Here is a 12,209-nt window from a genome sequence, read left to right as displayed (position 1 = left end):
TTGCTTGTAGGGGTTACTCGGCACGCGCCCGGACATGGATCGCGGCAAAGGGCTCATTTTGCACCAGTTCGATCAAGGATTCCTTGACCAGCTCAAGGATCGCCATAAAGGTCACTACAACGCCCAGCTTGCCTTCTTCTGCCGTAAACAGCTCGACAAATGGCACGAAACCGCCGCCCTTGAGACGTTCAAGCACCTCGCTCATGCGTTCCCGGGTGGACAGCGCCTCGCGACTGACCTGGTGGCTCTCGAACAGATCGCCACGGCGCAGGACCTCGGCCATGGAGACCAGCAGCTCTTCAAGGCTGACATCAGGCAGCAACTTGCGCACCTTGGCTTGAGGCGCCTCAAGCCTGGGCACGATCACATCACGCCCCACGCGACTGAGCGCGTCAATGCCTTCGGCGGCGGCCTTGAAGCGCTCGTACTCCTGCAAGCGGCGAATCAACTCGGCGCGCGGGTCGTCTTCCTCGGCCTCGATCTCCGCCGAGCGCGGTAGCAGCATGCGCGACTTGATCTCGGCCAGCATCGCCGCCATGACCAGGTACTCGGCAGCCAACTCCAGGCGCACACTCTTCATCAACTCGACGTAACCCATGTACTGGCGTGTAATTTCGGCCACAGGGATGTCGAGAATGTCGATGTTCTGCTTGCGAATCAGATAGAGCAACAGGTCCAGAGGCCCTTCAAAGGCCTCAAGAAAGACCTCAAGCGCATCCGGCGGGATGTAAAGGTCCACCGGCATTTCGGTCAGGGCCTGGCCATAGACCAGCACCAGCGGCAACTCTTGCTGCGCCCCTGCCTGTGGATCGACCGGAGACTCGGTGATGACGGCCTGGCTCACGCTTCGACCAGAAAAGGGGCAGGGTCGCCGCAGCCCACGCGCACCACTTCCGGCTCGCCCTCAGCCAGATTGATGACTGTGGACGCCTTGAGGCCGCCAAAACCACCGTCGATGATCAGGTCGACATGGTGCTCCAGGCGCTGGCGCATTTCATATGGGTCAGTCATGGGTTCGTCATCACCCGGCAAGATCAGACTCACGCTCATCAAGGGCTCACCCAACTCTTCAAGCAGCGCCAGCATGATCGGATGATCCGGCACCCTGAGGCCGATGGTACGGCGCTTTTCATGCATCAATAACCGTGGCACTTCACGGGTAGCATTGAGGATAAAGGTGTATGGCCCCGGCACATGGGCCTTGAGCAAGCGAAAGGTACCGGTATCGATCTTGGCATACAGCCCCAACTGCGACATGTCACAACACAGCAGTGTGAAGTTGTGGTTTTTGTCCAGCTTGCGCAAATGCCGAACCCGTTCAATGGCATTTTTGTCGCCGATCTGGCAACCCATTGCATAGGCCGAATCGGTGGGGTAGATCACCACCCCCCCCTTTCGGATAATCTCCACGGCCTGCTTGATCAGGCGCGGCTGCGGATTCTCCGGATGAATCTGGAAAAATTGACTCACATTTTCTACCTGTTCAGACCGCGTCGTTAGGCTGCTCATGCTTGAATCGGCGCCATAGAGGCGGCAGATCCTCGGGCAATGGCCGGTAGACACCGATCTCCGACCAGGCGCCCGGACCATGGAAATCACTGCCGGCACTGGCCAGCAGACCGAATTCACGGGCCAGGATGGACATAGTGCCGACCTGTTCAGCTGGCATCATCCCATTCACCACTTCCAGCGCTTGCCCGCCTGCTTGAATATAGTCGGCAATCAGCCGACGGCGCTTGCTGCGCGTAAATTCATAGTGCAGCGGGTGCGCCAAACTCACCCAGGCGTCCGACTGACGCAAGGTTTCAACGGTGTCCTCCAGGCTCGGCCAATGCTGCTTGACGTCGCCCAGCTTGCCAGCCCCGAGCCATTTGCGAAACGCCTCTCCACGATCCTTGACGTAGCCGGCACGCACCAGAAATTCGGCAAAATGCGGTCGAGCCGGGGCATTGCCGCTGTCGCCGAGCTCCTTCTGAATGTCCCGTGCACCGTCCAGCGCCCCGGTCATGCCTTTCGCCGCCAACCGTCGGTCGATTTCCTCGGCACGTAACCAGCGCCCCTGATGCAACGCATCAACCGCTGCATTCAGCGGTGCGGCATCGAGTGGAAACCCATAGCCCAGCACATGAATGGTGGCACCGCCCCAGGTACAGGAAAGCTCTACGCCACTGACCCACTGCATGCCCAGCGCACGCGTGGCGGTACGCGCCTCAATTTGCCCTTCAAGGGTGTCGTGGTCGGTCAGGGCCAATGTCCGCACGCCGTGTTCATGAGCCCGGGCGACCAGAGCAGTGGGCGACAAGGCGCCATCGGAGGCCGTACTGTGGCAGTGCAGATCAACATTCATAGGTGGCGCTTTCGCTGTCATTGATGTTTGTTATTATGCCGCCACATCCTGCTTCTGGCTGCCACTGTGAAACAATTCATCGATTTCATCCCGCTGATCCTGTTCTTCATCGTCTACAAACTTGAACCCCGTGCCGTCGAAATTGCCGGCCACGCCTTCGAGCTGGGCGGTATCTATAGTGCTACAGCGATGCTGATCATCAGCTCACTGGTGGTCTATGGCGCGTTGCTCATCCGTCAGCGCAAGCTGGAAAAAGGCCAATGGCTGACCCTGGTCGCCTGCCTGGTATTTGGCGGCCTGACACTGGCCTTCCATAGCGAGACCTTCCTGAAATGGAAAGCGCCAGTGGTGAACTGGCTGTTTGCGCTGGCCTTTGCCGGTAGCCACTTCGTCGGCGATCGCGTGCTGATCAAACGTATCATGGGGCACGCCCTGACGCTGCCGACCCCGATCTGGAACCGCCTGAACGTCGCCTGGATCTTCTTCTTCCTGTTCTGTGGCGCCGCCAACCTCTTCGTCGCATTCACGTTCCAGAGCTTCTGGGTCGACTTCAAGGTGTTTGGCAGCCTGGGCATGACCGTACTCTTCCTGGTCGGCCAGGGCGTGTACCTGTCCCGCCACCTGCACGACAGTGACACCACCACATCGAAAACCGAGGACTGACATGCTCTACGCCATCATCGCCAGTGACGTTGCCAACTCGCTGGAAATCCGCCTGGCTGCGCGCCCTGCTCACCTGGAGCGCCTGCAGCAACTCAAGGCTGAAGGCCGCGTCGTACTGGCCGGCCCGCACCCGGCCATCGACAGCAACGATCCCGGTGCAGCGGGCTTCAGCGGCAGCCTGATCGTCGCTGAGTTCGAGTCACTGAGCGCCGCCCAGGCCTGGGCTGACGCCGACCCGTACGTTGCCGCCGGGGTTTATGACAAGGTTGTGGTCAAGCCGTTCAAGCAAGTCCTGCCGTAATGCCTGAGGCGGTGCGCACAACAGCGCACCGCCTGCCAGCATGCCTTTCTAGCGCCAATCGCTCATCATTCTCGTTAAACGGCCGACAACCTCTGGAACACTCAAGTGGAATCAGGAGTTCCGATGCGTCAAGGTCCGTTGTCCCTGCTGCTGTCCCTGTTGCTGTTGAGCCCGCTTGCTCAGGCCGAAGAGGCCGCTGCCAGCACCCCGCTGTCACTCAGTGCCGGCAGCCAGATCACCGAGCTGCAACAGCGTTTGAAGGAAAGCGAAGCACAGCGCCAGGCGCTGACCCAACAACTGCAAACGCTCGACAACACACGCGAAAGCTCACAGCTGAGTGAACTTCGCCAGGAAAACCAGCGTTTGAAGGCTCAGGTCAAGGCGCTGCAAACCAACAGCCCGATAAAACTGTTGACCGATCAACAGCAATGGTTCGTGATTGGCGGTGGAGTTGCCCTCTTGGCAGCACTCTGCGGTATCTTTGCCAGCGGCAGCTACAGACGGCGCCGGCAATGGTTGAATTGAGTGAGACATGAGCGAGCTGTTACTGATCGATGATGACGAGGAGCTCTGCGAACTGCTGAGCAGTTGGCTGACCCAGGAAGGCTTTCAGGTGCGTGCCTGCCACGATGGCCAGAGTGCGCGCAAGGCCTTGGCCGAGTACGCGCCAGCCGCAGTGGTACTGGACGTGATGCTGCCCGACGGCAGTGGCCTTGAAGTGCTCAAGCAACTGCGCAGCGAACATGCCGAGCTGCCTGTGGTGATGCTGTCAGCTCGCGGCGAGCCACTCGACCGCATTCTCGGCCTGGAGCTGGGCGCCGACGACTACCTCGCCAAACCCTGTGACCCTCGAGAACTGACTGCGCGCCTGCGCGCCGTGCTGCGACGCAGCCACCCGGCAGCGCCACCCAGCCAGCTGGAAATCGGTGACCTGAGCTTCAGCCCGGCCCGTGGTGTCATCAGCATCGACGAACATGAGCAAACCCTGACCCTCTCCGAAAGCCGCATTCTCGAAGCCCTGCTGCGTCAGCCCGGCGAGCCGCTGGAAAAACAGGAGCTTGCACAGATCGCCCTCGGACGAAAACTTACGCTCTACGACCGCAGCCTGGACATGCACGTCAGCAACCTGCGCAAAAAGCTGGGCCCACACCCGGATGGCCGCCCGCGAATTGTCGCACTGCGTAGCCGTGGCTATTACTACAGCCTCTAATGTCAGGCCGACGCCAACGACTCTTTACCCAAGCTTTACGCTTGCCTGACCGCCGCTGACCTTGATCTCCCTACACTGAGCACATCCGGCCACTACCGGCTTCAGACAAGGAGACTCACCATGCGCAAGACCCTGATCGCCCTGATGCTCGCTGCGACCCTGCCAACGGTCGCCATGGCCATGCCCGAGGGCGGCCCGCACCAAGGCGAACACCACCGCGGCGGCGCGCCCTTTGCCCAACTGGACCTGACCCACGAGCAACGCCAACAGGTCCGCAAGCTGATGGGCGAACAAATGAAAGAGCGTCACGAAATCACCCAGCGCTACCTGGAGAAACTCCCGGCAGCCGATCAAAAAGCCATGAAAGACGAGTTGAAGGCCAAGGAAGACAAAACCCAGGCTGACATTCGTGCACTGCTCAAACCCGACCAGCAAAAGCAGTTCGACGAAATGAAGAAGAAAGAGGCTGAGCGCCGCGCCGAGTGGAACGAGTTCAAAGCCTGGAAAGCTGAAAAAGCCACCAAGGCCCAGTAAGCTGTGCCACAACTGCCCGGTCTGCCACCGCACACCGGGCATTTTCCGTTAGAGGTGCCTCCTTTGCGTTCATTGTTCTGGCGCATCCTTGCCAGTTTTTGGCTAGCCATCACGCTGGTTGCCGGCCTGTCGATCCTGTTGGGCCACATGCTGAACCAGGACGCCTGGATTCTCAGCCGTCATCCTGGGCTGAACACACTGGCCAAAAACTGGACCGAACGCTATGAACGGGACGGCCCGGAAGTCGCTCAGGACCTGCTGGAACAGCGAAAACGGCAATATCACATCGACGTCCAGGTGCTGAACGACGGTGGAGATGCTGTCGTCCCCGGGACCTTCCCGCGCCGCGCCGCCGCCTTTGAGGCTCGTCGCCACAATGATGAACGGCAACTCCCCTGGCGTCGCCTCACAGAGGAGTACACCAGCCCCGACACGGGCGACACCTACCTGCTGATCTACCGAATCCCCCACCCTGAGCTCGACGCCTGGCACCGCGAAAGCCTGCTCTGGCCATTGAGCGCATTGGGCATTGCACTGGTCGTGCTGACCCTGTTCAGCCTGCTGGTGACCCTGTCGATCACTCGCCCACTGGGCAGGCTGCGCGGCGCAGTACATGACCTGGGGCAAACCACCTACCAACAGAACAGCCTGGCTCGACTGGCCAGCCGACGTGACGAGTTTGGCGTACTGGCCAACGACTTCAACCGTATGGGCGCACGTCTGCAAAGCCTGATAGGCAGCCAGCGCCAACTACTGCGTGATGTGTCGCACGAACTGCGCTCGCCACTGGCACGCCTGCGCATCGCTCTGGCCCTTGCAGAGCGCGCCGGGCCGGAACAACGCGAAGCGCTATGGCCGCGACTGACCCGTGAATGCGACCGACTGGAAGCCCTGATCAGTGAAATACTGGCATTGGCCCGTGTCGATGCCGAACAGGCCAAAGCCGAGCCGATTGACCTCTCGGCGCTGCTGCTGAACGTACAGAAGGATGCACTGCTCAATGCACCAGAGCAGGACATACACCTGGACAGTGAGCCCGGGCTGACCCTTCAAGGCTGGCCGACACTGCTGGAGCGTGCGCTGGACAATCTGTTGCGCAATGCCCAACGCTTCAACCCGCCAGGGCAGCCCATTGAGCTCAAGGCCACTGGTGACAGTGAACGGATCGTCATCAGCGTGCGTGACCATGGCCCCGGTGTAGCCGGCGAACACCTGGAGCAACTGGGTAAACCATTCTTCCGAGCCCCCGGGCAAAGCGCAGCAGGTCATGGCCTGGGGCTGGCCATTGCACGGCGAGCAGTGGAGCGTCATGGCGGCAGCCTCACACTGGGCAATCATCCGCAAGGCGGCTTTGTAGCAACCCTGACGTTACCGTCGCAAGGTGCTGCACAGTAACCTCATCGGGTTACTGGCAGCACAGAACGACTTAGCTCGGCATCGACCAGGCGCTGACAAAGTCCTCGGTGGCCAGTATCGGCGCTGTACGGGGTTCGTTCTGAGGCGTGCCCAGGTACAGAAAGCCGATAACCTCCTCGCCCTCGGCCAAACCCAGCCCCTTGGCCACATGGGCACTGTAGGACAGATCACCGGTACGCCACACCGCACCGATCCCCTGGGCATAAGCCGCCAACAGAATACCGTGCGCCGCGCATCCTGCGGCCAGACGCTGCTCCGACTTGGGCACCTTGAAGTGGTCCTGCAAACGGGCAATGACCACGATCAGCAGTGGCGCCCGCAACGGCATGGCACGGGCTTTGTCCAGCGTCGCCTGGGTCGCATCACCCTTGAGCTCGGTCGCCTCGACCAACAGCTGCCCCAGTTGTTCGCGAGCCGCGCCTTCGACGGTGAGAAATCGCCATGGCCGCAGTTGACCGTGATCGGGGGCACGCAAGGCTGCCTGAAACAGCGCCTCACGCTGTGCAGCATTCGGTGCCGGCTCCACCAGGCGTGGAACGGAAACACGGTTGAGCAATGCGTCGAGAGCCTCCATCGGCTACCCCCTGTAATTAAATGTGAGGCTATTCTAGCGTTTACATAAAAAGGTCCATAGGTAGAATGGCGCCTTTCCGCATCGAGTCAGAGCAGATCACATGGCGTTGCCGACCTTAAGGATCATTGGTTTCATTATCGGCATCTTCCTGATTACCCTGGCAATCAGCATGGTCGTGCCCATGGCCACCCTGGTGGTTTTCGACCGCACCGGCGACCTGACCTCATTCCTCTGGTCCAGCCTGATCACCTTTCTGGCCGGCCTGGCACTGGTCGTTCCCGGACGCCCGGAGCACGTGCACCTGCGCCCACGGGACATGTACCTGCTTACCGTCAGCAGTTGGCTGGTGGTGTGTATCTTTGCTGCATTGCCCTTCCTGCTGACCCAGCACATCAGCTACACCGACGCTTTTTTCGAAAGCATGTCAGGCATCACTGCCACCGGTGCCACCGTACTCAGCGGCCTAGACACCATGTCGCCAGGCATTTTGATCTGGCGCTCGCTGCTGCACTGGCTTGGCGGTATCGGCTTCATCGCAATGGCTGTGGCGATTCTCCCGTTGCTGCGTATCGGTGGTATGCGCCTGTTCCAGACCGAGTCGTCGGACCGCTCGGAAAAGGTCATGCCGCGCTCACACATGGTCGCCAAGTCGATTGTCATGGTTTACGTCGGTTTCACCACACTCGGCGCCCTGGCGTTCTGGCTCGCCGGCATGAACCCGTTCGACGCCATCAACCACGCCATGTCGGCCATTTCCACCGGGGGTTTCTCCACCTCCGACCAGTCTCTTGCCAAGTGGGACATGCCCGCCGTGCATTGGGTTGCGGTGGTGGTGATGATACTCGGCAGCCTGCCCTTCACCCTGTATGTCGCAACGCTGCGCGGTAACCGCAAGGCACTGTTCAGAGATCATCAGGTTCGCGGGTTGCTCGGCTTGTTGCTGGTCACCTGGGCGGTACTGGGCATCTGGTACTGGGCCACGACCAGTCTCCACTGGCTCGACGCCCTGCGCCATGTAGCGCTGAACGTGACATCCGTGGTGACCACCACCGGTTTTGCCTTGGGCGACTACAGCCTCTGGGGCAACTTCTCGCTGATGCTGTTTTTCTACCTCGGTTTTATCGGCGGCTGCTCAGGCTCGACCGCTGGCGGGATCAAGATCTTCCGCTTTCAGGTCGCCTATACCCTGCTCAAGGCCAACCTGAATCAACTGATCCACCCCCGCGCGGTGATCAAACAGAAGTACAACGGGCATCGTCTCGACGAAGAGATCGTGCGCTCGATTCTGACCTTTTCGTTCTTCTTCGCCACCACGATCTGTGTCATTGCCTTGGCCTTGTCGTTGCTGGGCGTAGAGTGGATGACCGCTCTGACCGGTGCAGCAGCCACCGTTTCAGGCGTTGGGCCGGGACTGGGCGAGACCATCGGCCCTTCCGGCAATTTCTCCAGCCTTCCGGATGCTGCGAAATGGATTCTGGCGGGCGGCATGCTGCTCGGCCGTCTGGAAATCATCACGGTGCTGGTGCTGTGCATGCCAGCGTTCTGGCGTCATTGACCCGCTAAGCGCTCGGCACACACCCACTCAAGCGGGCCCGGTACTCTCCGGGCGTCTCATCAAACCAGCGGCGGAAAGCCCGAAAAAAGTTGCTCGGGTCAGCAAACCCCAGCAGATAGGCCGCCTCTAGCAACGTCATGCCCGGCTGGGCGAGGTACTGCTCAGCCAACTCACGGCGGGTGTCATCGAGCAGGGCCTGGAAGCTGGTGCCTTCTTCCTGCAATCGTCGCTGTAAGGTGCGCTGGGACAGGTGAAGCGCCTGGGCAACCATCTCCCGTTTCGGCTCGCCCTGAGGCAACATCCGGCATAGCACCTGACGGGCCCGATGCGTTACGCGGCTCTCGGAAAACCGCGCCAGGTACTCACCCGCGAAACGATCATGCAAGGCAGCCATGGCCTCGTTGGCGGTGGGCAATGGCGCTTCCATGTCTTTGCGCTCGAAAATCAACGCATTGTGCTCGGCACCAAACACCAGCGGGGCCTGGAAGGCCTGGCGATAGGGCTCCTGATCGACAGGCTCCGGCCCATGGATCAACACCCGCCGCAACTGGATAGGACGACCGCTGAGCCAACTGGACAGCGACAAGGCACATGCCAACGAGGCTTCGGCGCTATGCCGGGTCGGCGGCAGGTGATCGCCATGCACCGTCAGCACCAATGCATAACCCTCAGGCTCCAGGCGAAACGCCAGATCGGAGCTTTCAGCAATGATTCGTTGATAACGCACCAGACGCTCGAATCCTTCCGCCAGGGTTCGACTGGACATCAACGCGTAGCCGACGACGTGAAAGGAAGCCGGGCGCACCACACGGGCCAGGTTCAGGCCAATCGCCTGATTGCCGGACAGCTCCACTGCCAACTGCCAAAGGCGGGTCATGGAGTCCTGTGGAAAGCGCGCATCGGGGTCATCCAATGCCGCAAAGTCCAGACCAAGCTGGGCAAACATGGCACGACAATCGAGCCCTTCCAACTCAAGTGCCTTGACGATTCCCGTTGCCCAGCTTGCTGAAGTGGTTCTTACGCTCATGGCTGGCTTCTTTTAAGTTCACATACCGCGATGCGGTGAACCAGAAGGATACTAAAACGGCGCCTATTGTCACTGGCTGATGTAGCTAATGACTCTAGACTCAATTCAGGCTCCACGTCGTGTACCGTGGCCATATCCGATAAACCAAGGAAGCGTTATCGTGAACAGCCCTCAGCATTTCAGCAGTTTTGCCGAGTTCTACCCCTACTATCTGGGGGAGCATAGCAACACTGTCTGTCGCCGCCTGCACTTTGTCGGCACCAGCCTGGTCATCGCACTGGCAGCCTACACGGTGGCCACTGGCAACTGGGCGCTGTTGCTCACGCTGCCCGTTGCAGGCTACGGATTCGCCTGGGTCGGGCATTTCTTTTTTGAAAAAAACCGTCCGGCCACGTTCAGACACCCGCTCTACAGCTTGATTGGCGATTTCGCGATGTACCGCGACATGCTGCGTGGCAAGATCACCTTCTAGCCCGGTGTTCCCGGCAGACTCGATTGTGCTGCTGAAAAGCGTACCAGCCACCAAGAGATGTAAACTGCGCTGCTGCACTTCGAGGAAGCATCGATGAGCGCCGGCTCGATATTTACGCTGCGTCACTACAATCATGACCTGATTGCCCACAGCCATGAGCACCCACAACTGGTGTTCGGTCTGCGCGGCCGCCTGGACTTCGAAGTCGAGGGACGCGCAGGGCAAATCGAGCGTCAGGGGTTAATGGTGGTGCCCTCTGGCGCACATCACACCTGTGGCAGCCCCCAGGGCAGTCACTGCCTTGTACTGGATGTACCGGTGGGTCAATGGTTGGGGAAACGCCTTGGCGAGCACGCCGAAGCCAGTCAACGCCTGCTGGATCACCCCGGCGCAATCAACCTGAACAGCCGCCAGCAGCAACTGGTCGACTGGCTGGCAGCAAGCCCGGTGAACGACCCGGTGATTGCCCAGCAGGGTGCTGTCTTGCTATTGGCCAGCCTCAGTGACGCCGCAACAACGCATGTGCCTGAGCGCCTGCTGCCCTACGCAGCCTTCGATGCCCACATTGAGCAGTATGCTGCCTACCCGCTGCAGGTAGCCGACTTGGCAAGGCTCGCCGGGTTGTCCAGTGCGCGACTGCACGCACGGTTCATGGCCGAGTGCGCCATGACCCCGATGGACTATATTCGCCAGCGCCGCCTGATAAAGGCTCGCTATCTACTGAGAAGCACAGCACTGCCTATCGGTGAGATTGCCTGTCGCGTTGGTTACAGCTCGCAAAGCGCATTCGCTGCCGCCGTACTCAAGGTGTTTGGTTGCACGCCTGGCGCATTGCGCCGAGAGCTCTGCGACAACTGACGCGAGAATCGCGACAGACAGACAGCACAACCGACTTTTACACTGAGCAGGCTGCCTCACTCAAACAACAAGGACCTCCATGAATCACCGCACCGCCTTGGGCGCCTTGCATATTGGCGCGCTGTTTTTCGGCCTGACTGGCGTATTTGGCAAGCTTGCCAGCGCCGCACCGTCGATCATCGTCTTTGGCCGAGCGGTGTTCGCGGTAGCGGCACTGGCTGCGTTCGCAGCCCTCGCCGGGCAAGGCTGGATGCGCTTGCGGAATCAGGACTGGCAACGCCTCACGCTCGGCGGAGTACTGCTGGCGGGGCACTGGGTCAGCTTCTTCATTGCCGTAAAGGTCGCGGGCGTCGCGATCGCCACCTTGGGCTTTGCCAGCTTTCCGGCCTTTACCATCATCCTTGAAGGCCTGCTGTTTCGCGAACGCATCCGTGGCAACGAGGTACTTTTGGTAGCGCTGGTCAGCCTTGGCCTGATTCTGGTCACCCCCGACTTCAACCTCGCCAGCGAAGCCACCGGCGGCCTGCTGTGGGCGTTACTTTCCGGGCTGCTGTTTTCATTGCTGTCGCTGATCAACCGCGCCAATTCCGGACGCGTCCCGGCAGTCCAGGCTGCCCTATGCCAAAACGCCGTGGTCGCCCTGTGCCTGCTGCCCATGGCGGCGCCGGAGATCAGCGCGGTACCTGCACTGGACTGGCTGTGGATTGGCCTGCTTGGGGTGTTCTGCACAGGCGTTGCCCACAGCCTGTTCGTCGCCAGCCTCGCGGTCATCAAGGCTCGCACTGCGGCGGTGGTCTTTGCCATGGAGCCGGTCTACGGCATTGCCATGGCCTGGATGATTTTCGCAGAGACGCCCACACCGCGCATGCTCATGGGCGGTGTGCTGATCATTCTCGCTATTGTCGTATCCAGTCGCATGGCCACAGGCCGCCAAGGCAAGAAGCTCAAGGCCGCCGAGAGCGCCTGATCAAGGCCGGTCGTTGTGACCCAGGTCGCGCTGCGGATCGATCTGGTCGCGTACACGCTGCTTGAGCACTTTGGCCTCAGGGAAACCGCCATCGGCCTTGCGCTCCCAGATCTGCACACCGTCGCAGGTGATGCGAAAGGCGCCTCCCGTGGCCGGCTCAAGCGCCACCCGCGACAGGTCATCGCTAAAGGTACTGAGCAGTTCCTGAGCCAGCCAGGCAGCACGAAGCAGCCACTGGCACTGAGTGCAATAGGTGATGACGATTTCAGGCTTGTGCAGGGTCAT

Annotated in this window: 16 protein-coding genes; 10 read left to right on the top strand and 6 right to left on the bottom strand. The window is 60.4% G+C overall.

Annotated features, from left to right (window positions below; translation table 11 throughout):
- Positions 1 to 13: 13 nt before the first annotated feature.
- From UIA24_RS18550 to UIA24_RS18540, 3 genes are all read right to left on the bottom strand, one after another.
- Positions 14 to 745, bottom strand: a complete 732-nt coding sequence (locus UIA24_RS18550; protein WP_176717454.1) for a segregation and condensation protein A — start codon at positions 743 to 745, stop codon at positions 14 to 16.
- 95 nt (positions 746 to 840) lie between these two features.
- Positions 841 to 1,470, bottom strand: coding sequence for an L-threonylcarbamoyladenylate synthase (locus tag UIA24_RS18545; RefSeq protein WP_099773872.1), 630 nt, complete (start codon positions 1,468 to 1,470; stop codon positions 841 to 843).
- Between the two features lie 13 nt (positions 1,471 to 1,483).
- On the bottom strand, positions 1,484 to 2,347 hold the full coding sequence (locus UIA24_RS18540) for a PHP domain-containing protein (protein ID WP_102053095.1): 864 nt from the start codon (positions 2,345 to 2,347) through the stop codon (positions 1,484 to 1,486).
- Positions 2,348 to 2,413: 66 nt separating this feature from the next.
- Here UIA24_RS18540 and UIA24_RS18535 point away from each other — a divergent pair, with 66 nt between their 5' ends.
- The 6 genes from UIA24_RS18535 (at position 2,414) to UIA24_RS18510 (ending at position 6,450) form a co-directional block, all read left to right on the top strand.
- Positions 2,414 to 3,010, top strand: coding sequence for a septation protein A (locus tag UIA24_RS18535; RefSeq protein ID WP_330523531.1), 597 nt, complete (start codon positions 2,414 to 2,416; stop codon positions 3,008 to 3,010).
- Position 3,011: 1 nt separating this feature from the next.
- Positions 3,012 to 3,311, top strand: a complete 300-nt coding sequence (locus tag UIA24_RS18530) for a YciI family protein (protein WP_102053097.1) — start codon at positions 3,012 to 3,014, stop codon at positions 3,309 to 3,311.
- Between the two features lie 123 nt (positions 3,312 to 3,434).
- Positions 3,435 to 3,836: a translation initiation factor 2 gene (locus tag UIA24_RS18525; RefSeq protein WP_102053098.1), complete on the top strand. Its 402-nt coding sequence runs from the start codon at positions 3,435 to 3,437 to the stop codon at positions 3,834 to 3,836.
- A 7-nt stretch (positions 3,837 to 3,843) separates the two neighbouring features.
- Positions 3,844 to 4,521 (top strand): response regulator transcription factor, encoded by a 678-nt coding sequence (locus UIA24_RS18520; RefSeq protein WP_065760899.1) that lies wholly within the window; start codon positions 3,844 to 3,846, stop codon positions 4,519 to 4,521.
- 120 nt (positions 4,522 to 4,641) lie between these two features.
- On the top strand, positions 4,642 to 5,055 hold the full coding sequence (locus tag UIA24_RS18515) for a Spy/CpxP family protein refolding chaperone (RefSeq protein ID WP_065760898.1): 414 nt from the start codon (positions 4,642 to 4,644) through the stop codon (positions 5,053 to 5,055).
- Between the two features lie 63 nt (positions 5,056 to 5,118).
- Positions 5,119 to 6,450 carry a sensor histidine kinase gene (locus UIA24_RS18510; RefSeq protein ID WP_330523530.1) on the top strand — a complete coding sequence of 444 codons (1,332 nt, stop codon included), beginning with the start codon at positions 5,119 to 5,121 and terminating at the stop codon, positions 6,448 to 6,450.
- A gap of 31 nt (positions 6,451 to 6,481) precedes the next feature.
- Here the strand turns inward: UIA24_RS18510 and UIA24_RS18505 are convergent, their stop codons facing one another.
- The gene (locus UIA24_RS18505) at positions 6,482 to 7,045 is read right to left on the bottom strand and encodes a nitroreductase family protein (protein ID WP_065760896.1); all 564 of its coding nucleotides are present in this window, start codon (positions 7,043 to 7,045) and stop codon (positions 6,482 to 6,484) included.
- A 100-nt stretch (positions 7,046 to 7,145) separates the two neighbouring features.
- On the opposite strand from UIA24_RS18505, the gene UIA24_RS18500 reads away from it, so the two are divergent.
- Positions 7,146 to 8,600 (top strand): TrkH family potassium uptake protein, encoded by a 1,455-nt coding sequence (locus UIA24_RS18500; protein ID WP_330523529.1) that lies wholly within the window; start codon positions 7,146 to 7,148, stop codon positions 8,598 to 8,600.
- A gap of 4 nt (positions 8,601 to 8,604) precedes the next feature.
- On the opposite strand, the gene UIA24_RS18495 is transcribed toward UIA24_RS18500, so the two are convergent.
- Positions 8,605 to 9,627: an AraC family transcriptional regulator gene (locus tag UIA24_RS18495; protein WP_099773865.1), complete on the bottom strand. Its 1,023-nt coding sequence runs from the start codon at positions 9,625 to 9,627 to the stop codon at positions 8,605 to 8,607.
- A gap of 160 nt (positions 9,628 to 9,787) precedes the next feature.
- Here UIA24_RS18495 and UIA24_RS18490 point away from each other — a divergent pair, with 160 nt between their 5' ends.
- From UIA24_RS18490 to UIA24_RS18480, 3 genes are all read left to right on the top strand, one after another.
- On the top strand, positions 9,788 to 10,099 hold the full coding sequence (locus UIA24_RS18490; RefSeq protein ID WP_330523528.1) for a DUF962 domain-containing protein: 312 nt from the start codon (positions 9,788 to 9,790) through the stop codon (positions 10,097 to 10,099).
- Positions 10,100 to 10,192: 93 nt separating this feature from the next.
- A complete protein-coding gene (locus UIA24_RS18485) occupies positions 10,193 to 10,957 on the top strand; it encodes a helix-turn-helix transcriptional regulator (RefSeq protein ID WP_330523527.1) in 765 nt (254 codons plus the stop codon).
- A gap of 79 nt (positions 10,958 to 11,036) precedes the next feature.
- Positions 11,037 to 11,924: a DMT family transporter gene (locus UIA24_RS18480; protein ID WP_330523526.1), complete on the top strand. Its 888-nt coding sequence runs from the start codon at positions 11,037 to 11,039 to the stop codon at positions 11,922 to 11,924.
- Here UIA24_RS18480 and UIA24_RS18475 read toward each other — a convergent pair whose 3' ends face one another.
- Positions 11,925 to 12,209 carry a SelT/SelW/SelH family protein gene (locus UIA24_RS18475; RefSeq protein ID WP_099773862.1) on the bottom strand — a complete coding sequence of 95 codons (285 nt, stop codon included), beginning with the start codon at positions 12,207 to 12,209 and terminating at the stop codon, positions 11,925 to 11,927.

Origin of the sequence: Pseudomonas sp. AL 58, assembly GCF_036348395.1 — a bacterium.
Classification (GTDB): Bacteria; Pseudomonadota; Gammaproteobacteria; order Pseudomonadales; family Pseudomonadaceae; genus Aquipseudomonas; species Aquipseudomonas defluvii.
Note: the sequence above shows the minus strand (reverse complement) of the source record. Positions and strands in the feature narration are given on the sequence as shown.